This is a genomic window from Pseudomonas guariconensis, from assembly GCF_015680235.1.
Classification (GTDB): domain Bacteria; phylum Pseudomonadota; class Gammaproteobacteria; order Pseudomonadales; family Pseudomonadaceae; genus Aquipseudomonas; species Aquipseudomonas guariconensis_A.
This window is the reverse complement of the sequence record NZ_JADLJL010000032.1, coordinates 22669-46424: the sequence shown is the minus strand read 5'-3', so window position 1 is coordinate 46424 and position 23756 is coordinate 22669. Positions and strand designations below refer to the sequence as shown.

General features: G+C 63.8%; 22 protein-coding genes. 13 read left to right on the top strand and 9 right to left on the bottom strand.

Annotated elements, in window-relative coordinates:
* Positions 1–8: 8 nt before the first annotated feature.
* Positions 9–926 carry a putative 2-dehydropantoate 2-reductase gene (locus IRZ56_RS18810; protein WP_196146314.1) on the bottom strand — a complete coding sequence of 306 codons (918 nt, stop codon included), beginning with the start codon at positions 924–926 and terminating at the stop codon, positions 9–11.
* A 96-nt stretch (positions 927–1022) separates the two neighbouring features.
* Here IRZ56_RS18810 and IRZ56_RS18805 point away from each other — a divergent pair, with 96 nt between their 5' ends.
* From IRZ56_RS18805 to IRZ56_RS18795, 3 genes are all read left to right on the top strand, one after another.
* A complete protein-coding gene (locus IRZ56_RS18805; protein WP_084855798.1) occupies positions 1023–1508 on the top strand; it encodes a YajQ family cyclic di-GMP-binding protein in 486 nt (161 codons plus the stop codon).
* Between the two features lie 113 nt (positions 1509–1621).
* Positions 1622–2464 (top strand): mechanosensitive ion channel family protein, encoded by an 843-nt coding sequence (locus tag IRZ56_RS18800; protein ID WP_196146324.1) that lies wholly within the window; start codon positions 1622–1624, stop codon positions 2462–2464.
* 177 nt (positions 2465–2641) lie between these two features.
* A complete protein-coding gene (locus IRZ56_RS18795) occupies positions 2642–3883 on the top strand; it encodes an MFS transporter (RefSeq protein WP_196146313.1) in 1242 nt (413 codons plus the stop codon).
* 85 nt (positions 3884–3968) lie between these two features.
* On the opposite strand, the gene IRZ56_RS18790 is transcribed toward IRZ56_RS18795, so the two are convergent.
* Positions 3969–5516 carry an AmpG family muropeptide MFS transporter gene (locus IRZ56_RS18790; protein ID WP_196146312.1) on the bottom strand — a complete coding sequence of 516 codons (1548 nt, stop codon included), beginning with the start codon at positions 5514–5516 and terminating at the stop codon, positions 3969–3971.
* 44 nt (positions 5517–5560) lie between these two features.
* Positions 5561–5914, bottom strand: a complete 354-nt coding sequence (locus IRZ56_RS18785) for an MGMT family protein (RefSeq protein WP_196146311.1) — start codon at positions 5912–5914, stop codon at positions 5561–5563.
* Positions 5915–6067: 153 nt separating this feature from the next.
* On the opposite strand from IRZ56_RS18785, the gene IRZ56_RS18780 reads away from it, so the two are divergent.
* The 5 genes from IRZ56_RS18780 to groL all read left to right on the top strand — a co-directional run bounded on the left by IRZ56_RS18780 (position 6068) and on the right by groL (position 10744).
* Positions 6068–7075, top strand: a complete 1008-nt coding sequence (locus tag IRZ56_RS18780; RefSeq protein WP_196146310.1) for a DUF481 domain-containing protein — start codon at positions 6068–6070, stop codon at positions 7073–7075.
* A gap of 99 nt (positions 7076–7174) precedes the next feature.
* Positions 7175–7906: a HugZ family protein gene (locus tag IRZ56_RS18775; RefSeq protein WP_196146309.1), complete on the top strand. Its 732-nt coding sequence runs from the start codon at positions 7175–7177 to the stop codon at positions 7904–7906.
* A 67-nt stretch (positions 7907–7973) separates the two neighbouring features.
* On the top strand, positions 7974–8435 hold the full coding sequence (locus tag IRZ56_RS18770) for an FxsA family protein (RefSeq protein WP_196146308.1): 462 nt from the start codon (positions 7974–7976) through the stop codon (positions 8433–8435).
* A 323-nt stretch (positions 8436–8758) separates the two neighbouring features.
* Positions 8759–9052 carry a co-chaperone GroES gene (locus tag IRZ56_RS18765; protein WP_012274036.1) on the top strand — a complete coding sequence of 98 codons (294 nt, stop codon included), beginning with the start codon at positions 8759–8761 and terminating at the stop codon, positions 9050–9052.
* Positions 9053–9100: 48 nt separating this feature from the next.
* Positions 9101–10744 (top strand): chaperonin GroEL, encoded by a 1644-nt coding sequence (groL, locus tag IRZ56_RS18760; RefSeq protein ID WP_196146307.1) that lies wholly within the window; start codon positions 9101–9103, stop codon positions 10742–10744.
* A 154-nt stretch (positions 10745–10898) separates the two neighbouring features.
* On the opposite strand, the gene IRZ56_RS18755 is transcribed toward groL, so the two are convergent.
* Entirely contained in the window at positions 10899–11627 is a 729-nt protein-coding gene (locus tag IRZ56_RS18755; protein WP_196146306.1) for a phosphatase PAP2 family protein, read from the bottom strand.
* Positions 11628–11805: 178 nt separating this feature from the next.
* On the opposite strand from IRZ56_RS18755, the gene colR reads away from it, so the two are divergent.
* The 5 genes from colR (at position 11806) to IRZ56_RS18730 (ending at position 15524) form a co-directional block, all read left to right on the top strand.
* Positions 11806–12489 carry a two-component system response regulator ColR gene (gene colR, locus IRZ56_RS18750; protein WP_196146305.1) on the top strand — a complete coding sequence of 228 codons (684 nt, stop codon included), beginning with the start codon at positions 11806–11808 and terminating at the stop codon, positions 12487–12489.
* Positions 12479–13807, top strand: coding sequence for a sensor histidine kinase (locus IRZ56_RS18745; protein ID WP_196146304.1), 1329 nt, complete (start codon positions 12479–12481; stop codon positions 13805–13807). Before colR ends, IRZ56_RS18745 begins: the two co-directional genes overlap by 11 nt.
* Before the next feature lie 107 nt (positions 13808–13914).
* Entirely contained in the window at positions 13915–14595 is a 681-nt protein-coding gene (locus IRZ56_RS18740; RefSeq protein ID WP_196146303.1) for a class I SAM-dependent methyltransferase, read from the top strand.
* A gap of 6 nt (positions 14596–14601) precedes the next feature.
* A complete protein-coding gene (locus tag IRZ56_RS18735) occupies positions 14602–15300 on the top strand; it encodes a lipopolysaccharide kinase InaA family protein (protein ID WP_196146302.1) in 699 nt (232 codons plus the stop codon).
* Positions 15297–15524, top strand: a complete 228-nt coding sequence (locus IRZ56_RS18730; RefSeq protein WP_196146301.1) for a hypothetical protein — start codon at positions 15297–15299, stop codon at positions 15522–15524. The genes IRZ56_RS18735 and IRZ56_RS18730 overlap by 4 nt, the downstream gene beginning before the upstream one ends.
* A 138-nt stretch (positions 15525–15662) precedes the next feature.
* Here the strand turns inward: IRZ56_RS18730 and IRZ56_RS18725 are convergent, their stop codons facing one another.
* The 5 genes from IRZ56_RS18725 to IRZ56_RS18705 all read right to left on the bottom strand — a co-directional run bounded on the left by IRZ56_RS18725 (position 15663) and on the right by IRZ56_RS18705 (position 23681).
* Positions 15663–18695, bottom strand: coding sequence for a multidrug efflux RND transporter permease subunit (locus IRZ56_RS18725; protein ID WP_196146300.1), 3033 nt, complete (start codon positions 18693–18695; stop codon positions 15663–15665).
* Between the two features lie 13 nt (positions 18696–18708).
* A complete protein-coding gene (locus IRZ56_RS18720) occupies positions 18709–19860 on the bottom strand; it encodes an efflux RND transporter periplasmic adaptor subunit (RefSeq protein WP_196146299.1) in 1152 nt (383 codons plus the stop codon).
* Between the two features lie 212 nt (positions 19861–20072).
* The gene (locus tag IRZ56_RS18715; protein WP_196146298.1) at positions 20073–21170 is read right to left on the bottom strand and encodes a DUF1513 domain-containing protein; all 1098 of its coding nucleotides are present in this window, start codon (positions 21168–21170) and stop codon (positions 20073–20075) included.
* 2 nt (positions 21171–21172) lie between these two features.
* A complete protein-coding gene (locus tag IRZ56_RS18710; RefSeq protein WP_196146297.1) occupies positions 21173–22237 on the bottom strand; it encodes an imelysin family protein in 1065 nt (354 codons plus the stop codon).
* 16 nt (positions 22238–22253) lie between these two features.
* Positions 22254–23681, bottom strand: a complete 1428-nt coding sequence (locus tag IRZ56_RS18705) for a di-heme oxidoredictase family protein (protein WP_196146296.1) — start codon at positions 23679–23681, stop codon at positions 22254–22256.
* Positions 23682–23756 lie beyond the last annotated feature (75 nt).

Below are 23756 nucleotides of genomic sequence, written 5' to 3'. Positions count from 1 at the left end.
GGGCAGCGTCAGTCGCTGGGCAGGCCACGGGCCTGCAAGCTATCGACCAGCCGCTGGTGCAGGCGTTCCAGGTGTGGCAGGCCCAGGCCGTGGCGGGCTGCGGTCCGGCAGGCGTGGCCGAGCAGGTAGTGCACTTCGGTGCGCCGGCCATGGCGCACATCCTGGTACATGGAAGAGTAGTTGGCTGCCGTGGCCAGGATGACCCGCTGCACCTCCTCGTCCAGCATTTCGGCGGCCTGGGGTTGGCCGCAGCGGCGCAGCAGTGCGGCGAGCTCGTCGCACAGCGTGGCGACCTCGCCCAGGTGTTCCAGCAGGCCGCCGTTATGGCAGTCGTGCAGCACTGTGAGGGGGTTGATCGCGCAGTTGAGCGCCAGCTTGCGCCACAGGCGGGTGAGAATATCCACCGTCCATTCAGCGGGGATGCCGGCCTCGGACAAGTCGTCGAACCATTGCGGCACGGTGGGGTTGGCGGGGTCGCCGAGCCAGTTGAAGCCTTGCCCGGCGAAGCGTACGCGCCAGTCGTCCTCGCGAAAGGCGCCTTCGGTGCTCGAGGCGAAGATGCAACGGGTACGGGGTACTTGGTCGGCGACCTCGTCCTGGCTGCCCAAGCCGTTCTGCAGCAGCACCAGTTCGGCCCCTTCGGCCAGACGCGGCGCCAGGCGGGCCACGGCGGAGGCGGCGTCATAGGCCTTGCAGGCGACCAGCAGGCGATGGATCGGCCCATGGGCGCCGGGGCTCTCGGCGGGGATCGCATAGTGGCTGGCCTGGCCATGTTCGACCAGGGTCAGGCCACCGGCGGCCTGGTAGGCGGCCAGGCGCCGGTCGTCGCGCAGGATCAGGCGTACCGCCTTGCCCGCGCGGGCCAGGCGGCAGGCCCAGAGGCTGCCGAGGCTACCGGCGCCGAGAATATGCCAGGTGCTGCTCATCTGCGTTTCGCAACCCGTTATAATGAGCCCGCATTTTAACCGTCAAACCTGGCGCGCTCCATCCGACCGAGCGCGCTTTTATTTTGGAGAACAACCATGCCTTCGTTCGACGTGGTATCGGAACTGGACAAGCACGAAGTCACCAACGCCGTGGACAACGCGGTGAAGGAACTGGACCGTCGCTACGACCTCAAGGGCAAGGGCAGCTTCGAGTTCAAGGACAAGGAGCAGACCGTGCTCCTGACCGCCGAGGCGGAGTTCCAGCTCGAGGCGATGATCGAGATCCTGCGCCTGGCCCTGGTCAAGCGCAAGATCGACGTCAAGTGCCTGGAAGTCAAGGATGCCTACCCCTCCGGCAAGGAAATGAAGCAGGAAGCCAAGTTCCGCGAGGGTATCGATAAAGAACTGGCCAAGAAGATCGTCGCTACCATCAAGGACGCCAAGCTCAAGGTCCAGGCCGCCATCCAGGGCGAGCAGGTGCGGGTCACCGGCAAGAAGCGCGACGACCTGCAGGAAGCCATCGCCCTGCTGCGCACCAAGGAATTCGACATGCCGCTGCAGTTCAACAACTTCCGCGACTGATCGCCGTGAAACAGGAACCTTGATGGCCTATTGATGTCCATCGGAACCTGGGGCCGCGAGATATTCGCGGCCTGTTTTTTCGTACAGCCGCAGGGCTCAGGAGATGAATGAATATGGATTTGAACGCTGAAGTCGATCAACTGGTCCGCCAATCGCAGACGTGGATCCCCTTGCTCATGGAATACGGCAGCCGTTTGCTGCTGGCACTGCTGACCCTGGCCATCGGCTGGTGGGTCGTCAACAAGCTCAGTGCGCGCCTGGGCAGGCTGGTGGGCCTGCGCAATGCCGATGTGGCGTTGCAAGGCTTTATCAGCACCCTGACCAATATCGTGCTGAAGGTGTTGCTGTTGGTCAGCGTGGCGTCGATGATCGGCATCGAGACCACCTCTTTCGTCGCCGCCATCGGTGCCGCCGGCCTGGCCATCGGCTTGGCCCTGCAAGGCAGCCTGGCGAACTTCGCCGGTGGCGTGTTGATCCTGCTGTTCCGCCCATTCCGCATCGGCGACTGGATCGAAGCCCAAGGCGTGAGCGGGACCGTCGACAGCATCCAGATCTTCCACACCGTGCTGCGCACCGGTGACAACAAGACCGTGATCATGCCCAACGGCAGCCTGTCCAATGGCATCATCACCAACTACAACCGCCAGCCGACCCGCAAGGTGGTGTTCGACGTCGGCGTGGATTACGACGCTGACCTGCAAAAGGCGCGCAACGTATTGCTGGAACTGGCCAAGGACCCACGCGTGCTACAGGACCCGGCTCCGGAAGCCGTGGTGTCGACCCTGGGCGACAGCGCCATCACCGTCTCCCTGCGTGCCTGGGTCAACACGGCCGACTACTGGAGCGTGATGTTCATGCTCAATGAACATGCCCGTGATCGCCTGAAGGCCGAAGGTATCGACATTCCGTTCCCGCAGCGGGTGATCCGCGTGGTGCAGGAAGCGGCTGCGCAGTAAGCGGCCTTTCGCGAGATCCCGTCGCGGGACAAGGCCGTTTCTACAGGGTGATGCAGGCCCTGTGGAAGCGGGCTTGTCCCGCGATGCGTTCTTGGTCCATTACACTTGTTCACAGCCAACCCCTGCCATTTCTGGCATATAGGCTGGTCCCTCCTGTTCACCAAGCTGTTTTTCATCATGAAACCATTGCTGTACATCACGCCCCTGCGCGCCTTGCTGTTCGGGCTGACCCTGGCCCTGTTCGAGTTGCTGACTTACCTGGCCAGCGATGCGGTCATGCCCGCCATGCCGGTGGTGGTCGACGATCTGAAGGCCAGCCCCGAATACATTCCCCACGCCCTGAACCTGTACCTGCTCGGCGGCGTGCTGCTGCAATGGCTGATCGGCCCGCTGGCCGACCGCTATGGCCGTCGGCCGCTGTTGCTGGCCGGTTGCGCGATGTTCGGGGCGGCGTGCCTTGCGACCTATTGGGTCCATGACATCGGCCTGTTCAACCTGCTGCGCCTGTTGCAGGGCATCGGCCTGGGCTTCGTGGTGACGGTCAGTTATCCGGCGCTCAACGAGGCCTTCAGCGAAGCCGATGCCGTGCGCATGATGGCCCTGCTGGCGAACATCGCCCTGTTGTCGCCGCTGTTGGGGCCGCTGGTGGGCACCTTGATGCTGCAGTGGCTGGACTGGCGTTGGCTGTTCGTGGCGTTTGCCATGGGCGCGGTGCTGACCTGGGCGTTGCTGTACCGGTTGATGCCGGAAACCCTGGGCGTGGAGCGCCGCGACGGGTCGCGTCTGCCATTCACCCCGATCCACCTGTTGCCGTTGCTGGCCGGATACGGCCAGTTGCTGACCAATCGCCGTTTCGTCGCGGGCAGTGCCGCGCTTGGGTTGGTGGGCTTGCCGCTGATCGGCTGGATCGGCCTGTCGCCGGTGTTGCTGATCACCGATGAAGGCTTGAGTACGATGGAATATGCGCTGTGGCAGCTACCGGTATTCGGCGGGCTGATCCTGGGCAACCTGATCATCAACCGCATCGCCGACCGCTATCCCTTGGCCAGCCTGGTGCGCGGGGCGCTCTGGCCCTACCTGGCCGGCCTGGGCCTGATGGTGGTGGCGACCTGGTACTGGCCGACGGTGACCAGCGTGGTGGCGGGTATGTCGCTGTATGCGCTGGGCCTGGGCGTGGCCAATGCGGTGTTGTATCGCATGACGCTGTTCGCCAGCGAGCAGAGCAAGGGGCTGGTATCGGCGATGCTAGGGATGATCACCATTGCCCTGCTGGGGCTTGGCGGGGCGGTCCTGGCAATGCTGGGTGCCGGGGCGAGCCTGGTGCACTTTGCCTTGGGCGCCGGCATCGCCGGGGCGTTGGCGCTGTGGCCGTTGTGGTATGTAGTGGGTGGGCGCCGGGGCCAGGGGGCCGTGGCATAGAGGGTTGGGGCCGCCCCCACAGCAAGAACGAGGCCTCTGTAGGAGCGGGCTTGTCCCGCGATGGGCCGCGAAGCGGCCCCTGGACTCAAGGCCGCTCGGCCGCGGAATTGTCCACCGGTGCCTGCTTGCCACGCCCAGCTTCCTGATGCCAGTGCAGGGCGATCAGGATCAGGGTCGGTACACCCAGCAGAGCGGTGATCAGGAAGAAATCGTGGTAGCCGAACTTCTCTACCAGCACCCCTGAGTAACCGCCGATCAGGCGCGGCAACAGCAGCATGATCGAGCTGAGCAGAGCGTACTGGGTGGCCGAGAACTTCAGGTTGGTCAGGCTCGACAGGTAGGCCACGAACGCCGAGGTGGCCAGGCCCGAGCTGAAGTTGTCGAGGGAAATGGTGACCACCAGCATTTCCAGGTTCGGGCCCATGTCGGCCAGCATCAGGAACAGGATGTTGGTCGCCGCCGAGGCTGCGCCGCCGATGAACAGGATCGGTAGGATGCCGAAGCGCACGATCAGCAGGCCGCCGGCCCCGGCGCCGACCAATGTCATGATCAGGCCGAAGATCTTGCTGACGCTGGCGATCTGGTCCTTGGTGAAGCCCTGGTCGATGTAGAACACGTTGGCCATCACGCCCATCACCGTATCGGACATGCGGTAGGTGGCGATCAGCCCGAGCAGCAACAAGGCTTGCCAGCGGTAACGCAGGATGAAGTCGTTGACCGGTGTCAGCACCGGCGCCAGGCCCCTGCGGCCCAGGGACGACAGGCAGGCCCAAGTCAGCAGCACGTAGAGGATCAGGCGCAGGAAGGCGCGGTCCTCGAGCAGCAGGTCGAGCATGGTCGCATCACCGGTAATCACGCTGGACCAGCCGGTGTTGAACATCTGGGTGAAGCTCGCCGGTACCGACACCAGCAGGATGATCAGCACGAACACCGATGCCAACTGGTGAACCAGGCCGTAGCGCGCCGCCGACAGCTGGGTGCGCATCGGCACAGACGGCTCGCGCATCACCAGGGTGGTGAACAGCGCGGGCAGCATCAGCACGCCGAACAGCACATAGGTGCCGGTCCAGGCCTTGTGCAGGTAACTGAAGCCGGTGGAGCCGAACCATTCGGCGAAGAACAGGGCGCCGGCCGTGGCGAGCAGGGCCGCGACGCGGTAGCCGGCCATGTAGCTGGCGGCCAGTGCGGCCTGGCGCTGGTCATCGGCGATTTCCAGGCGATAGGCATCCACGGCGATGTCCTGGGTGGCCGAGGCGAAGGCCACCAGCACGGCCAGGGCGATCAGCCAGGACAGGTGTTTTTGCGGGTCGCACAGGCCCATGCCGACCAGGCCGACCACGACCAGGGCCTGCGATAGCAACAGCCAGGAGCGACGCCGACCAAGGCGACCGAGCACCGGCAGGCGCCATTGGTCCAGCAGCGGCGACCAAACCCATTTGAACGCGTAGGCAAGGCCGATCAGGCTGGCATAGCCGATGGTCTCGCGTGCTACACCCGCTTCCCGAAGCCACACGGAAAGCGTCGAAAACACCAGCATGTACGGCAGGCCGGCGGCGAATCCAAGCAGCAAAAGCACCAAGGTCGACGGGCTGGCATAGGCAGCGAGCGCAGCGCGCCAGGTTTTACGGGGCATGGGCCAACATCTGCCTCAATATTTGCGAAAACAAAGCGCGCACTCTAACCGCTGTGCTCCATCGGACGCCAGCCATGACGCGACATATCGACGCGATTGTTCACGACTGTAACGCCTTCTGCACGCAGACGAGCGCGCTGTTCATCCCCCGACGGCGTGCCGAGGGCCAGGCTCAGGCGTCCGCCTGCACCCAACACCCGATGCCAGGGTAGGCGGGTGTCGGTCGGCAGCTGCCCGAGGGTACGCCCGACCCAGCGGGCGGCGCGGCCCAGGCCTGCCAGCTCGGCCAGTTGGCCATAGCTGACCACCTTGCCGGGAGGAATCTGGCCGAGAACGGAATAGAGTGCCGTCCGTCGGGCATGTTTCTCATCCTCACTCGTCTGTAGGGAAGAGGGCATCGGACTTTTCCTTGTTTTCCAAGAAAGTTCGCCAAGGACCGTATGAAATGGCAGCGGAACTCAACTTCATACGCTGGGGTCTGTCCTTGCTCTGGTCGTGGTGATCTGGATAATGCCCGGCTTTTTTCGGTAAATCGAACCTGTAGTCTGCTTATGTATTCTAGAACCCTGCTATGTATCCTCGCTGCTTCCCTCTGCGCACCGGCACTCGCCGATACCGTATGGATGAAGAACGGCGACAGGCTCAGCGGCAAGATCAAGGTCTTCGATGGCGGCAAGCTGTTGTTGGAAACCCCGTATGGCGGCTCCATCGCCCTGGACTGGAAAGAAGTGCAAACCCTGGAAAGCGACCAGGAGCTGCTGGTCAAGCAGGATGCCTACAACGGCGAGAAGACCAAGTCGCTCAAGGCCGCCGAGCCGGGCAAGGTGACCCTGGCCAACGGCGAGGCGCCCAAGACCGTGGACCTGGCGAGCATCGAACAGATCATGAAGCCCAGGCCGCTGGTCGAGGACTTCCTGTGGAAGGGCAACGTCGATGTGGCCATGGACTACAAGCGCGCCGAGAACGATACCGACGACTACGATGTCAGCTTCAAGACCACCGCGCGCCATGGCCGCTGGCGGCACAACGCCGAAGGCGAATACAACCGCGAGACCAAGGACGACGTCACGACCACCAACAACTGGAAGGCCGAGTACGCCCTGGACCGCTTCATCACCGACCAGTGGTTCTGGCAAGGGCGCCTGGAGTACAAGCGCGACCACATCGAAGACCTGGCGCGCCAGCGCACCGTCGGTACCGGCCCGGGCTACCAGTTCTGGGACGACGAACTGGGGGCGTTCTCCCTCGGTTCGCTGATCAACCGCACCGATTTCGAGTACCGCGATGGCGGCAAGGACAACTTCTATTCCGCCGCGCTGAAGTGGGACTACAACCGCTACCTGATCGGCAAGAGCGTCGAGATCTTCACCAATGGCGAGTTCGGCAAGCCCCTGGGCGGCGTGGCCGACTACTCGCTCGATGCCGAGGCAGGCCTGCGCTACAAGGTCACCGAATGGGCCTCGCTCAACCTCAAGGCGGAGAAGGACATCATCAGCGGGACCCGGGACAGCGACCTGGACAAGACCCGTTACACGGCCGGCTTCGGGGTGACCTGGTAGGCGTAAGCGGCCTGTTCCTGCAACAGGCGCGGATTGGCAGCGGGGAGTGATAATGCTTATCTTTGTCCGCATCCAATCCGCCGCCCAGGAGCGTCCTTCGTGAGTAACACTGCCATCCGCCCCGCCCGGGAACTGCTGCTCAAGGAGTACCGCGGCGTCCTTTCGACCCATTCCAAATCCATGCCCGGCTTCCCCTTCGGCTCGGTGGTGCCGTATTGCCTGGACGCAGATGGCCACCCGCTGATCCTGATCAGCCGTATCGCCCAGCACACCCACAACCTGCAGAAGGACGCCAAGTGTTCGCTATTGGTGGGTGAGCGCGATGCCGAAGATGTCCAGGCCGTGGGGCGGCTGACGGTCATGGCCGAGGCCCGCAAGCTCACCGATGAACGCGCCATCGAGGCAGCGGCCGAGCGCTACTACCGCTACTTCCCTGACGCAGAGAACTACCACAAGGCGCACGATTTCGATTTCTGGGTACTGGAGCCTGTACGCCACCGCTACATCGGCGGCTTCGGCGCGATCCACTGGCTCGACCAGGTGACCCTGGCCAACCCCTTCGCCGGCCAGGCCGAGGCGAGCATGATCGAGCACATGAACAGCGACCATGCCAACGCCATCGCCCATTACGTCGAGCTGACCGACCTGCCCCGTACCGCGCCGGCGCAACTGGTGGGCATCGACAGCGAGGGCATGCACCTGCGCATCGGCCAAGGCATCTATTGGCTGGCGTTTCCCACTGTTTGTAATACGCCGATACAGGTTCGTGAAGCCTTGGTTTTGCTGGCCCGCGCCGACCAATGGCCGGTGGCGACGAACGTCGAGGGTTGAAAACAGGCGTATACGCATCCATCTGATGGTCTTACAGGAAGGCTTTCTTCCGCCGAGGATCCCTTGAATGCGTGCTTTTCTACTGCTGTTTCTGATTTTTCCGGTGCTGGAGCTGTTCGTCTTCGTCAAGGTCAGTGCCGCCATCGGTTTCTTCCCGGCGCTGCTGCTGATCATCGCCGGCTCCGCCCTGGGCGTGCTGGTGATGCGAGTGGCCGGGCTGGCCACCGCACTGCGTGCCCGCGAGAGCCTGCAGCGTGGCGAGTTGCCCGCCGAGGACATGTTCCAGGGCCTGATGCTGGCAGTCGGTGGTGGCCTGTTGCTGCTGCCGGGCTTCATCAGCGACGTGCTGGGCCTGCTGTGCCTGTTGCCGTTCACCCGCCATCTGGCCGCGCGCAAGATGCGCCAGCGCGCCGAAGCCCAGGCCATGCGCCAGCGCGCCTTCCAGGACGACCCGTTCCAGGCGCAGCCGCGGGAAGGTGGCCATCGTCCTAATGTGATCGAGGGCGAGTACGAGCGCCGCGACAAGTAACATCGCTGGGGGCCGCTTCGCGCCTCCTTCGCGGCACAAGGCCGCTCCTACAGGTTCGCGCATGACCCTGTAGGAGCGGCCTTGTGCCGCGAAGGAGGCGCGAAGCGGCCCCAGCTTTTTCACCCGGATAAAAATTTTTACGTATCAAGCCTTGTAATTGATTTCGGCGACCACATGTATGGGTCACCGCAAGGTTTCTGGTGGCAACACCAGACATATATACGGGGTTCGCCCGGGCGAGCCCCGACCGGCAACGCCGGACCGTATCAACCCGCCGGTATCGACACCGGCCGATGAAAACCACAATTTAGGAGAGATCGACAATGAAGCTTCGTCCTCTGCATGACCGCGTCGTCATCCGTCGCAGCGAAGAAGAATCGAAAACCGCTGGCGGTATCGTCCTGCCGGGTTCGGCCGCTGAAAAACCAAACCGCGGCGAAGTCGTCGCCGTTGGCACCGGTCGCATCCTGGAAAACGGCGAAGTACGCGCGCTGGCCGTGAAAGTGGGTGACAAAGTGGTTTTCGGCCCTTACTCGGGCAGCAACACCGTGAAAGTCGATGGCGAAGACCTGCTGGTCATGGCTGAAAACGAAATCCTGGCCGTCATCGAAGGCTGATTTCCCCGACTTCCCGTTACTCCAAAGATTTTCAAGGAATAAACGATCATGGCTGCTAAAGACGTAAAATTCGGCGATTCCGCTCGTAAGAAAATGCTGGTTGGTGTCAACGTTCTGGCTGACGCCGTCAAAGCGACCCTGGGCCCGAAAGGCCGTAACGTGGTCCTGGCTAAGAGCTTCGGCGCGCCGACCATCACCAAGGACGGCGTTTCCGTCGCCAAGGAAATCGAGCTGAAGGACGCCTTCGAGAACATGGGCGCCCAGCTGGTCAAGGAAGTTGCTTCCAAGGCCAACGACGCTGCCGGTGACGGCACCACCACCGCTACCGTCCTGGCCCAGGCTATCGTCAACGAAGGCCTGAAGGCCGTTGCCGCTGGCATGAACCCGATGGACCTCAAGCGCGGTATCGACAAGGCCACCGCCGCCATCGTCGCCGAGCTGAAGAACCTGTCCAAGCCATGCGCCGACTCCAAGGCCATCGCCCAGGTAGGTACCATCTCCGCCAACTCCGACACCTCCATCGGTGAAATCATCGCCGAAGCCATGGAAAAAGTCGGTAAAGAAGGCGTGATCACCGTCGAAGAAGGCTCGGGCCTGGAAAACGAACTGTCCGTCGTAGAAGGTATGCAGTTCGACCGTGGCTACCTGTCGCCGTACTTCGTCAACAAGCCGGACACCATGGTTGCCGAGCTGGAAAGCCCGCTGCTGCTGCTGGTCGACAAGAAGATCTCCAACATCCGCGAGCTGCTGCCCGTTCTGGAAGCCGTTGCCAAGGCCGGCCGCCCACTGCTGATCGTTGCCGAGGACGTCGAAGGCGAAGCCCTGGCCACCCTGGTGGTCAACAACATGCGCGGCATCGTCAAGGTCGCGGCTGTCAAGGCACCTGGCTTCGGCGACCGCCGCAAGGCCATGCTGCAGGACATCGCCACCCTGACCGGCGGCCAGGTCATCTCCGAGGAAATCGGCCTGACCCTGGAAACCACCACCCTGGAGCACCTGGGTAACGCCAAGCGCGTCATTCTGTCCAAGGAAAACACCACCATCATCGACGGCGCCGGTTCCGACGCTGACATCGAAGCGCGCGTCAAGCAGATCCGTGCCCAGATCGAAGAGACTTCCTCGGACTACGACCGTGAGAAGCTGCAAGAGCGCCTGGCCAAGCTGGCTGGCGGTGTTGCCGTGATCAAGGTCGGTGCCGGCACCGAAGTCGAGATGAAAGAGAAGAAAGCTCGCGTCGAAGACGCCCTGCACGCAACCCGTGCAGCTGTCGAAGAAGGCGTGGTGCCTGGCGGTGGTGTTGCCCTGGTACGCGCCCTGCAGGCCGTTGCCGACCTCAAGGGCGACAACGAAGACCAGAACGTCGGTATCGCACTGCTGCGTCGCTCGGTCGAAGCCCCGCTGCGCCAGATCACTGCCAACGCCGGCGACGAGCCAAGCGTTGTCGCTGACAAGGTCAAGCAGGGTTCGGGCAACTACGGCTACAACGCCGCTACCGGCGAATACGGCGACATGATCGAGATGGGCATCCTGGACCCAGCCAAGGTCACCCGTTCGGCTCTGCAAGCCGCAGCTTCGATCGGTGGTCTGATGATCACCACCGAAGCCATGGTTGCCGACCTGCCGGAAGACAAGCCAGCTGCTGGCGGCATGCCAGACATGGGCGGCATGGGTGGCATGGGCGGCATGATGTAAGCCAGCCTCACCCTTCGCTGTAACAAGAAGCCCCGCCTAGTGCGGGGCTTTTTGTTTCGGCTTTTCGCGGCACAAGGCCGCTCCCACGGGAAAGTGTGCTTTTTTGTAGGAGCGGCCTTGTGCCGCGAAAGGGGCGCAAAGCGCCCCCGTTCATTCAGGCAACGCTACGTTGTGCTTCGGGCACCGTCACGGCTCCCCGGCGATACAGCACCAAGTAGTAGCACCCGAGCCCGATCATCCAGCAGAACACCGCTGTCCACAGGTTATGCGACAAGAAGTGCGCGCCCTGCAGCATGCGCCCGATAGACAGCACCGTGCCGGTGGTGAATGCCAGCACGAAGGCAGCGCGCGCCAGGCGGGGGCGCCGGTCGCGCAGGACAAAGAACAGGGCGAACAGGCTGAAGCCGGTCGCCGCATGGCCGCCAGGCCAGCAGCGCCCGGGTTTGTCGGTGGCCGGGCGGTGTTCGAGCAGCTTGCTGTAGGTCTCCTTGCCGCCGAATTGGGTCAGGCTCCACGGGCACTGCACCTCGGTGGCGGCCTTGAGCGGGGTGACGAAGGCGGTGGACAAGGCCAGCGACAGCACCAGGCAACCCAGCTCGCGACGCCATCCGAACAGGCGCGACCAGAAGCAACTGGTCACGAAGGCGACGATCGACAACAGGCCCAGGACGATGACGACCTGCTTGACCCGGTCGTGCAGGATATTTTCCAACAGGTAGCTGTGACGGCCGATGAACTGGCCGGCGGCCGGGTCGAAGGCTAGCTTGGCCACATCCATGTCCAGCGACGTCCATTCCAGCAAGATCAAAGCCACGGCGGTGGCCAGCGGGATGCCCAGGTACAACCAGAGGTTGAGCGGGCGGGGGCGGGGGCTTTGCTGCATGACGACTCCAGGGGCGATAAATGCCGGCCATTGTCGGCTTGCCGCTATGCTGGGTTCGTGAAGGATGGGTGAAAAATCCGTCAGCCTTCAGGATCGTTGCCCAAGACTGGCGCCGCGCCGGCGATGGCCTTAAGCTGCGCCTGCCGCGCAGAGCGAAAGCGCCGCACAGGAGACTCCGATGCGCATTCTACTGGTTGAAGACAACCGCGATATCCTCGCCAACCTGGCCGACTACCTGGGCATGAAGGGCTACACCGTCGATTGTGCCCAGGATGGCCTGTCCGGGTTGCACCTGGCCGCCACCGAGCACTACGACCTGATCGTGCTCGACATCATGCTGCCGGGCATCGATGGCTACACCCTGTGCAAGCGCCTGCGCGAAGATGCACGCCGCGATACCCCGGTGATCATGCTCACCGCCCGCGATCAGCTCGACGATCGCTTGCAGGGCTTTCGTTCCGGTGCCGATGACTACCTGCTCAAGCCGTTCGCCCTGTCTGAACTGGCCGCGCGCATCGAGGCGGTGCTGCGCCGCGCCCAGGGCGGTGGCCGCCGCACGCTGCAGGTCGCGGACCTGAGCTATGACCTCGATACCCTGGAAGTCGCCCGCCAAGGGCGCCTGCTCAAGCTCAACCCGGTAGGCCTCAAGCTGCTCGCGGTGCTGATGCAGAAGAGCCCCCATGTGCTGCGTCGCGAGGTGCTCGAAGAAGCCCTGTGGGGCGATGACTGCCCTGACAGCGACAGCCTGCGCAGCCACGTTCACCAACTGCGTCAGGTGATCGACAAACCGTTCGAAAAACCGCTGCTGCATACCGTCCATGGCGTCGGCTATCGCCTCGCCGAGGGCCGTGATGGAGTTTAAGCAGAGCCTTGCCCAGCGCATCATCATCGCCTTCGCGCTGATGAGTGCACTGGTGGCCGGCGCCTTCGCCTTCGGTATCGTCGCCACCGTGCACCTGGTCGAGGAGCGGCTGATCTCCGCCGTGCTCGGAGGGGACCTGCAGCGCCTGCTGCGTATGGATAGCATCAGTGACTGGAGCCATCGGCCGCGCCCCGACCAGCTGTTCTACTTCAGCGGGGGGCGCGACGATTTCGAATTGCCCAAGGACCTGCGCCATCTGAAACCGGGCTTCCATGAAGTGTTCCGCGACCAGTTGTCCTACCACGCGATGGTGGAGATCGTCGACGGTCGCCATTACGTGCTGCTGCAGGACCAGAGCGACTTCGAGGAACGCGAGCGGGTGCTGTTCGCGGTCGTGGTGGTGGGCTTCATGCTCAGCCTGGTGCTGGCCGTGACCCTTGGTTGGTTGCTGGCCAGGCGCGTGATGGCGCCGGTCATCCGCCTGGCCCGCCAGGTGCGCCATCGTGACCAGTTGCTGGGCCTGGCACCGCCCTTGGCCCCCGATTACGCCGCGGACGAAGTCGGCCAGCTGGCGGTGGCCTTCGACGATACCCTGGGCCGCCTGCGCGATGCCTTGACCCGCGAGCGGCTGTTCACCAGCGACGTGAGCCATGAGCTGCGCACGCCCTTGATGGTGTTGGCCACGTCCTGCGAACTATTGATGGAGAACCCGAACCTCGACGCCCGTTCGCGCAGCCAGGTGGAGCGCATCGCCCGGGCGACCGAGGAAATGCGCGAGCTGGTCAAGACCTTCCTGATGCTCGCCCGGGCCCAGCGCGACGAAGGCGCGGTGGCTTCCCAGGCGACCTTGAGCGAGGTGGCCGACGACCTGATCGGTGTCTGGCGCGACACCATCGAGCAGAAGGGGCTGACGCTCTACTACGACGGCCGCATCAGCGCCGGTCGGGTGCTCTACAACGCCACGTTCCTGCAATCGGTGATGGGCAACCTGCTGCGCAACGCTGCCCATTACACCGACAGCGGCTACATCCGCCTGAGCCTGGAGCCTGCCGGCTTCAGTGTCGAGGACAGCGGGGTGGGTATTCCGGAAGAGCAACGCGAAGCCATGTTCCGCCCCTTCGTGCGCGGTGACGAGCGCCGCGGCGAAGGCCTGGGCCTCGGATTGTCGCTGGTGCAGCGGATCTGCGATGACCAAGGCTGGCGGGTCACCCTGACAGCCACCCAGCCCCATGGCTGCCGTTTCCAGGTGGACCTGAGCCAGGGCAAGGGCCCTGCCGAAGATAACGAAACCGCTGACCAGCTGCCGGTTTCCCATTGATTTTTCGGAAATATCCTGTTGCAGGCTGACGCAATTTTCACATTCGCATGACCTGATTCCGACGCTTGGCACCCTAGAGTGAGCGCACTTGGAGTCAGGAGTGCACCATGCGTAGCCCCATCAAACTCGAATTTTCCGAGAAGTACGACCGGCAACATGCCCAGGAATACTTCCTCAAGCATCAGGACGGCCTGGCGCGTCGTCTCTCGCACCAGCGTGACGAGCAGTTGGCGCGTCGTGCCCTGGCCCTGGCCGGTGAGCCAGGGCTGGTGCTGGACCTGCCGTGCGGTGCCGGGCGCTTCTGGCCGATGCTGGCAGAGAAGCCCAACCGGGTGATCATCGGTGCCGACAACTCGGCTGCGATGATCGAGACCGCCTGTGCCTCGCAGCCAGCAGAGGTGGTGTCGCGGGTACGCCCCTTGCAGACTTCCGCATTCGATATCCAACTGCCGGACAACGCGGTCGACAGCATCTTCTGCATGCGCCTGTTCCACCATATCGGCGAGGCCGCGCATCGCCAGGCGATTCTCTCGGAATTTCATCGGGTTAGCCGCGACAGCGTGATCCTCTCGCTGTGGGTGGATGGCAATTTCAAGGCGTGGCGTCGCAAGAAACTCGAGCGCCGACGCAGCGCCAAGGCGGAGCAGGGCAGTTACCAGAATCGCTTTGTGTTACCAGTTGATACAATCGAAGAAGAATTTATGACAGCAGGGTTCCGTATCCAGGATCGCCTGGACTTCCTGCCGTTCTACGCCATGTGGCGGGTATACGTATTACGCAAGGGGTAGGTTTTCATGGCAGTGGCCGGCAATACAGGTTCCCAGTTCGAGTACTACTGGGGCCAGCAGGGTGAATGGGTCGAAGAGCCCAACCAGCGCCGCGGCGGCGAAAGTGGCGTGCAACGTCTGATGGCGGGTGGGCAATTGTTGTATGCCAAGCGCCAGGTCGGGCATCTATACCGCAGCCTGCGCCATCCCTTCGGCCGACCAACGGTATTGCGCGAGCTGGATGCCTTGCACAGTTTCGAACAGCTGGGCGTGCGCGTACCGCGTATCGTCTTCGGTGGCGCTGAACGAGGCGCCGACCATCAATGGCGGGCGCTGTTGGTGAGCGAAGCCCTCGACGGCTTCGTCGACCTGGACACCTGGCATGCCGAGGGTGCCGTGGAACGTTATCCGCAAGCGCTACACGAGCGCATGCTCAAAGACCTGGCCGACAACCTGGCGCGCATGCACCTGGGGCACTGGCAGCATGGCTGCCTGTATGGCAAGCATGTGTTCGTCAAGGTTATCGGCGAGGGTGAACAGGCCCGGGCCGAAGTCGCCTTGCTGGACCTGGAGAAGTGCCGGCGGCGCATCAGTTGCCAGCGCGCGGCCTACAACGACCTGCGCCAGCTGAGGCGCCATTCGTCATTCAATGAGGCGCATTGGCAGACACTGCTCTATTTTTACCAGATGGCGTTTGGCAGCGCTGTCAAAGGGTTAGAGCAATGAAACTAGAAATCGCTCGAGCTTTGTTCCTGTTGGCTGCACTGGCGGTGACCACCGCGGCGGTAGCGGCCTGGGAAGAGCCTCGGTCCGCAGTGTTCAGCAAATCCGAAGACGGGGGCCTGTGCGCAATACCCCGACAAGTGAAACAACAGACGGCGGTCCAGCCGGACAATGACCTGTTGCTGTTCCTCTTCGGTATGCGCCAGGGGCTGCGACCGTTCGGGTGAGCGAGCGCGTGATGGATGAAAACGCCAGGGGCCCATGACGGGCCCCTGGCGTTTTTTATTGCCCGCATCATCGGCCCCGCATACGACTGAGCGGGCTTGGCGACCAGTGGGCTTGCCCGCGAAGAGGGTGGCACGGATCTAAACCTTCGCCGTGGTCTTGTGCGCCAGCAGCGTATAGATACATGGCAACACGAACAGCGTGAACAAGGTGCCGATCGACATCCCGGTGGCGATCACCATGCCGATGTCGAACCGGCTGACCGCCCCGGCCCCGGTGGCCAGGATCAGCGGCACCATGCCAAACACCATGGCCGCCGTGGTCATCAGCACCGGTCGCAGGCGAATGGCGGCGGCTTCCTCGATGGCCTCGCGCACGCCCAGGCCCTTGTCTTCGCGCAACTGGTTGGCGAACTCGACGATCAGGATGCCGTGCTTGCTGATCAGGCCGATCAGCGTCACCAGGCCCACCTGGGTATAGATGTTCATGCTCGACACCCCAAGAAATAGCGGCAACAGCGCCCCACAGATCGAGAGCGGCACGGTCACCAGAATCACCAGTGGGTCCCTGAAGCTTTCGAACTGGGCCGCCAGCACCAGGAAGATGATCGCCAAGGCCAGGCCGAAGGTGACCCAAAGTGCGCTGCCTTCCTGAACGAACTGCCGGGCAGCCCCTGCGTAGTCGAACGAGAACCCTTCCGGCGCCTCCTCATGGGCGATCGCCTGCACGGTCTGCAATGCCTCGCCGATGCTCACCATGGGGAAGCCCTGGATGATCGCCGAGTTCAGTTGCTGGAACTGATTGAGCTGGCGCGGCCGGGCGCGGTCGCTGACGCTGATCAGGGTCGACAGGGGCAGCAACTGGCCTTGGTCGTTCTTCACGTAGTAGTTGTTGAGCCAACCGGCGTTGTCCCGATACGGCCGTTCGACCTGGGCGATGACCTTGTAGCTGCGCCCTTCGAGGGTGAAACGGTTGATTTCCCCTTCACCCAGCAACGTCGCCAAGGTACCGCCCAGGTCACCCATGGAAACGCCCATCTGCGCGGCCTTGGCCCGGTCGATGTCCACCACCACCTCGGGCTTGTCGAAGGCCAGGTCGATGTCGAGGAAGGCGAACTTGCCCGACGCCTGGGCGCGGGCCTTGATCCGTTGGGCCACGTCTAGCAGGGCCGGGTAATCCCCAGCGGTGTTGATCACGAACTGGAAGGGTAGCCCTTCGCCCGTACCGGGCAGCGAGGGCAGGTTGAAGCCGAAAATCTGCAGGCCGCCGATTTCTTCCAGTTTCGCCTGCACCAGCGGCAACAGCTCCATCTGGGTGCGCTCGCGCTCGTTCCAGGGTTTGAGCAGGAACCCGCCGATACCGCTCTGCACACCGTTGAAGCCGTTGATCTGGAACGACGAGTAATATTCGGGGAAGGTCTTGAACAGCGGCGTGAATTCGTCAGTGTAGGCGTTGAGGTAGTCCAGGTTGGCGGTTTGGGGGGCGTTGCTCATCATGAAGATCACGCCCTGGTCTTCATCCGGCGCCAGCTCGTTGCGGGTGAACATCAGCAGCACCGGGATCAGGCACAGCACGATCACGGCAAACACCAGAACCACCGGGCGGCTGTTCAGGGTGCCGTGCAGCAAGCGCTGGTAGCGGACCTTGAGGCCATCGAACAGCATGTCCAGCCGATGGGCCAGGCCGCTGGGGTTCTCCTCGTGGCGCAGCAACACAGCGCACATCATCGGCGACAGGGTCAGGGCGACGATGCCGGAAATGATCACCGCGCCCGCCAGGGTCAGGGCGAACTCCTTGAACAAGGCGCCGGTCAGGCCTGTGAGAAAACCAATCGGTGCGTAGACGGCCGCCAGGGTGATGGTCATCGACACCACCGGCATGGCGATCTCCCGAGCGCCTTCCAGTGCGGCCTCGAAGGGCGTCTTGCCTTCTTCCATGTGCCGGTGGATGTTCTCCACCACCACGATGGCGTCGTCCACCACCAGCCCGATGGCCAGCACCATCGCTAGCAAGGTCAGCAGGTTCAGCGAGTAGCCCATCATCTGCATGAAGAACAGCACACCGATCATCGACAGCGGGATGGTCACCACTGGGATGAGCACCGAGCGCAATGCACCGAGGAACAGAAACACCACGACGATGACGATCAGCACCGCCTCGCCAAGCGTCTTGATCACCTCGTCTATAGAGGCTTGGATGAACAAGGTCGCGTCGTAAGCGATGGACACTTTGAGGTTCGAGGGCAGTTCTGCCTCGAGCGTGGGCATGATCCGCCGCACTTCCTTGATCACCTCCAACGGGTTGGCGGCGGGTGTGGCCTTGATGCCGATGTACACCGACGGCGTGCCATCGAAGGAGCTGACCGTGTCGTAGTTTTCCGCTCCCATCTCCACGCGTGCCACATCGCCCAGCAGTACGCGCCGGTCGCCGGCGGTCTTGACCGGCAACTTGGCGAAGGCCTCCGCGGACTTGAGCTCGGTGGTGGCGTTGATGCTGGTGACCACATATTCGCCCTTCACCTCGCCAGCGGCGGCGAGGAAGTTGTAGCGGCGCACCGCGTCGGTCACATCGGTGGCGGCCAGGCCGAACCCGGCGAGCTTCACCGGGTCGAGCCAGATGCGCATGGCGAACACTTGGTTGCCGAGGATCTCGGCCTCGGCCATGCCGGGCAGGGTGGCCAGCTTGGGCTGGATCACCCGCGACAGGTAGTCGGTGATCTGCGGATTGCTCATCTGCTGGCTGTAGAAGCTGATGTACATCAGCGCCGAAGCGTCGGCGGCCTCTTTGCTCAGGACGGGGTCTTCGGAGTCCTGGGGCAGTTTGTTGCGGACCTCGTTGGCCTTGGCCAGTAGTTGAGTGAACAGGCGGTCAGTGTCGGCACCGATGCGCGCGTAGACCGAGATCACCGAGAAGTTCTGCCGGCTCACCGAGGTCATGTAGTCGATGCCGTCGGCGCTGGCAAGGCTCTGTTGCAGCGGCTGGGTGATGTAGCCCTGGATGGTCTCGGCGTTGGCGCCGGGGTAGGCGGTGGTCACCGTGATCAGGGCGTTTTCCATCTGTGGATACTGACGGATCTGCAGCTTGCTCCAGGCCTGGAAGCCCAGCAGCAGGATCAGCAGGCTGACCACGCTGGCGAGCACGGGGCGGCGGATGAACGGGTCGGTGAAAGCCATGCCAGCCTCCTGCTCAATTGGCGCCCGGGGCGCCCTGGCCATCCTGCTTCAGGGCCTTGTCGGCGCTGATACGGATGGCCGCCCCAGGGGTCAGCTTGAGTTGCCCGGCGGTCACCACCTGTTCGCCGGCCTTGAGGCCCTCGCTTACCACCACCACTGCGTCGCGGCGCTCACCGGTCTTGACCGTGCGTTGCTCGGCGATCAGCTGTGGCTGGCCGTCGGCGTTGCTCTCCGGTTGGCCGTCCTTGTCCTTCTTCTGGGTCACGACATACACCGAATTGCCATAGAGGGTATAGGTGATGGCGCTTTCCGGGACCACGACCTGCGGCTGCGGGTTGGGCAGCAGCACCAGCAGGCTGGCGAACATGCCAGGCAGCAGCTTGCCGTCGGGGTTGGCCAGGGTGGCACGTACCAGCAGGTTGCGGGTGCTTTCCTCGACCTTGGGGTTGATGGCGCTGAGGGTGGCGGGGAAGGTCTGGCCTGGATAGGCCGCCACCTGCACCAGTACCTGCTGGCCCAGGTTCAGTTGCGGCAGTGCCTGCTCGGGCACGTTGAAATCGACATAGAGGCTGGAGAGGTCCTGCAGGGTGGCGATCACCGTGCCGCTGGCGAGATAGTCGCCCACGTCCACCTGGCGAATACCGATGGTGCCGCTGAAGGGGGCGCTGATGCTCTTTTTCGCGAGCGATGCCTTGAGCTGGTCGACCACGGCCTGGTTGCGCCGGTACTGGGCGGTGAGGCGGTCGAACTCGCCACGGGAGATGGCGGCGTCACCGACCAGCTGGCTGCCACGGCCGAAGTCGACCTTGGCCAGGCCCAGGTCGGCCTGGGCGGTTCCCAGCAGAGCCGTTTCCTGGTCGTGGTCCAGTTGCAGCAGGAGCTGGCCGGCCTTGACCTGCTGGCCGGATTCGAAGTGCAGCGATTTGACCGTGCCCGCCACCTCCAGGCTCAGCTCGACACCTTGGAAGGCCTTGAGGCTGCCGACCGCGGGCAGGCGTTCCTGCCACTGGCGCTGCTCGGCTAGCGCCGCGGCGACGCTCACCGGTGGTTTCGGGGCGGAGAACATCTGGACCTGCTGGTAGATCGAGAACGCCTTGATGCCACCCAGGACCAGCACGATCAGCAGGACCACGGCCAACATGATCAGCATGCGGCGGCGCAGCATAGTTCCGGTTCCTTGGAGAATGGTTGTTGTTCGTATGGCACGACAACGGGCGATCCTGCCCACGTGCGGATGGGGGAAGTATTGCCTGTTTTTCGAAGAAGATGGAAGGAAGGGATAAACAGGACCGCTTTGCGGCCCTTTCGCGGCGCCAGGCCGCTCCTACAGGGGGCGTGCAAACCCTGTAGGAGCGGCCTGGTGCCGCGAAAAGGGGCTCAGACCAGATGCAGGTGGTTGTCCCAGAACCCGGACGGCAGGTTCATCGGCTGGCCGACCAGATCGGCCTTGCGGCAGTCGTAGAACCGGCAGCGACCTTGCCCGGAGGTGACCACGAAGCCGTCTTTCACCGCCCCCACGCCCGCACAATCGGGCATCGGCGCATCGAGCTTCACCGCGCCGCTGTCCAGGTCCCAGATGAACAGGCGGTTGGCCCGTGGTGCGGTCAGGGCCACCAGACGCAGGTCGCTGTGGATGGCGACGCTGGCGGTGTACTGAGCCATCGACTGCAATTGCCGCTCGGGCACCGGGAACGCCTTGAACGGCTCGCCTGGGCGCTTGATCGCCAGCAGCTCGGCTGTTTCGTGGGCATCGCCCATGAACTGCTGGCAGGCGGCGATGGTGCCGTCGCTGCCGATGGCCAGGTGACGCACGCTGTTCATCTGCTGGGTCAGGGTTTCCTTGCTCAGCAAGGTGCCGTCGCGGCGCATCAGCACCAGGCTCGGCTCCATGGCGTCGAGGTTCATCTCCACGCGGCTTTCGGCCTCGGTGCGGATGCCTCCGTTGGCCACTACCAGGGTCTCGCCGTCCGGCAGCCAGGCCACTTCGTGGGGGCCGATGCCGTGGGTGGAAATCTCGCCGCTGTGTACCAGGCGGTCACCCTCGAAGCGGTAGATGCCGAGTACACCACGGCCGGGGTCGGTGGTGTCGTTCTCGGTGGCGTACAGCCATTCGCCGCTCTTGTGAACCACCGCATGGCCATAGAAGTGCCGATCCGGTTGGGAGGCTACGGTTTGCAACAGGCGCCCGTCACGCAGGTCGACCAGGTAGCTTTCGGTGCCGGGACGACGGGCGACGAACAGGGCGATGGGCCGTTCGGGATGGTGGATGATGGCGTGGCAACGCTGGGCGACCTGGGTGGCGAACACCTGGGTGCCGTCCAGGCGGTAACCGACGGCGTAGTGCTTGCCGTCGCTGTCATCGCGTGCCGAGAGCAGCAGCGGTTCGCTGCCCTTGCTGCGCAGCAGGCTCCAGCCACCCAGGGTCAGGGCGCTGAGCAACACGCTACCGAGTTTGAGGGCCTGGCGTCGCAGCATGATCAGTCACCGTCGTTGGCATTGAAGCCCAGCTGGATATTCAGCGCCTTGGCCAGCTCGCCCTCGTGCAGGCGGTGGACGACGTTGAGGCTGTCGTAGATCTGATCCAGGGCCTGCTTGCCGGCGTCGTCGGCGAGCAGCTCGCCCAAGGTCTTCTGGTTGTCGGCCAGCAGTTTCAACGACGTGGCGTAGGCGTTGTCGATCTTCTCGGCCAGGGCGTTCTGGTCTTTGCCCAGCAGGCCGCGCAGGCCTTGGTTGTCGACGCCTACCCATACCGCCTGGGCGGCCTTGAGGCTGGCTTCCAGGCTCTTGAGCGAGGAGCTGCTGCGCCAGGCTTCGGCCTGCAGCGGTTGCGCAATGCCTTTGCTCTGACGGCCCATAGGAGCGCCGAGCTTCTTCTTCAGGGTGTCCAGGGCAGTGACCTGGGCACGCAGCAGGTCGGCGATCGCCTCGTGGGAATCGGCGTAGCGCTGGTTGGGGAACTTGGTCATCTGCGAAAGCATGCCATCGGTGCTGTTCCAGCCCTTGAGGATCTCTTCGGCCAGGGCCTTCTGGTGTTCGCCGATGGCCACCAGCAGCGGGCAGTAGCGGGCCTTCTGTTCCGGGGTGGCGACGTCCGGCTTGCTGTCGAACAGGATGTACTCGTAGGCCGACAGGCCACGCACCACCACGCTGGCCTTGCCCAGTGCCGCAGCGTCGATCGGCTTGTCGCCGGCGACCAATTGCTCGACCTGGCGGCCTACCAGGTTCTTCTTGTCCGGCCAGAACTGCACCTGCCAGGCGCGGTTGCCTTCGGCCAGCGGGCCTACCAGCAGCGGCTGGAGCTCGGCCCAGGCTTTCTGGGCGTTGAGGAAGTCGGCGCGGGCGGTTTCCAGCGAGGCCTTGCCTTCACAGTAGGCCAGGGCGCTGCTGGCCAGCTGGCGGTCGGCCTCGACCCAACGGCTGTAGGTCGGCAGGATCACCTGCTTGGCGATGGCCGCGGAGGTAACCGCTTGTGGGTCTTGCGGCGAACAGGCACCGAGGGCGAGTGCGGCGAGGCTGGTGAACAACAGTTTGGGTCGGAACATGCCCGGCTCCTTGCGCTTAAAGTGAGTTCAGGAAGGCCAGCAACGCGGCGCGTTGCTCGGCATTGAAGGTCAGTACATGGTCGCGCGCCGCCTGGGCTTCGCCGCCGTGCCAGAGCACGGCCTCGAGCAGGTTGCGGGCGCGCCCGTCATGGAGGAACTGGGTATGGCCGCTGACCGTTTCGCTCAGGCCGATGCCCCAGAGCGGCGCGGTGCGCCAGTCTTGCCCGGACGCCTTGAATTCGCTGCGCTCGTCGGCCAGGCCCGGGCCCATGTCGTGCAGCAGCAGGTCGCTGTAGGGGCGGATCACCTGGTTGGCCAGTTCCGGCTCCGGGGTATCGGCAGCGGTGGTGAACTGCGGGGTATGGCAGCCCTGGCAGCCAGCCTGGAAGAACAGGGTCTTGCCGGCCAGTACCTGCGGCGCGCCGACGTCGCGGCGTGCCGGCACACCCAGGTTGCGGGTGTAGAAGGTGACCAGGCGCAGGATGTTGTCGCTGACTTCTTTCTCGCCATCGGTCCCGTCCCCATTGGGGGCGGCCAGGCAGGCCGCCTGGGCCGGTGTGCAGTCGTCGAAGGGTAGCAGGGTACTGGTCAGGCCCATGTCGCCGGCGAAGGCATGGACGTTCTGCTGGTTGACGTTGGGCTGGCCGGCCTTCCAACCGAAGCGGCCGAGCACGGCTTTGCCGGCAGCGTCGTCCCAGACTTGGTTGGCACGGCCACGGATACCATCGCCGTTACGGTCATGCGGGTCGGCATTGGCCAGGATCGCGGCCTCCGGGATGGCCTCGAGCAGGCCCAGGCCGATCATCGGTGGGGCTACCCGTGCGGAGAACCGGGTATCAGGGTGCATGGGGCCGTAGCCGAGCTGGGTGATCTGCAGTTTCGGGCGGCGCAGTTCGACCTGGTGACCATCCTCGAAGGTGACCGTCTCGGTGGTGTATGTCACGCGTACCTTGCCTTCCGGCGCCACGCCCGGGATGGCCATGTCCTGCAGCTGGGTGCCGTAGACCGGCTCCGGAACCACGCCCAGGCGCTCGATTTCCTTCACATACTGCGGTTGGTCGGGGATCGACAGGCGCACCAGCATCGACACCGCATTGCTGGCGTCGAGCTCGGGCGGGTGGCCACGGCCGTCGCGTACGTGACAGTTCTGGCAGGCGTTGGTATTGAACAGCGGGCCCAGGCCGTCTCGGGCGGTGGTGGTGGACGGCGCGATGACCCAGGGGTTGCGGAAGAAGCTGTTGCCGACGCTGAAGTCCAGGCGCCGTTCTGGCGAAAGGTTGGCCGAGGGCAGGGAATACGCGTTGCGGTCGCTGCGTTGTACCGTTGCCTTGCCGCCAGAAAGGGCTTCGCCGGGCTCGGCCTGGGTGAAACGCGGGGCGTCGTCACAGGCGGCCAGGGCGGCGACCAGCAGCAAAGGGGAGAGTCGGAACAGCGACGCGGGCATCGAGGATCCTGGCTATGGACTAAAAAACCGGCGTGCAAGCTTAGCAGGGTGAAGAAGTTTGAATAAGAGCAATTT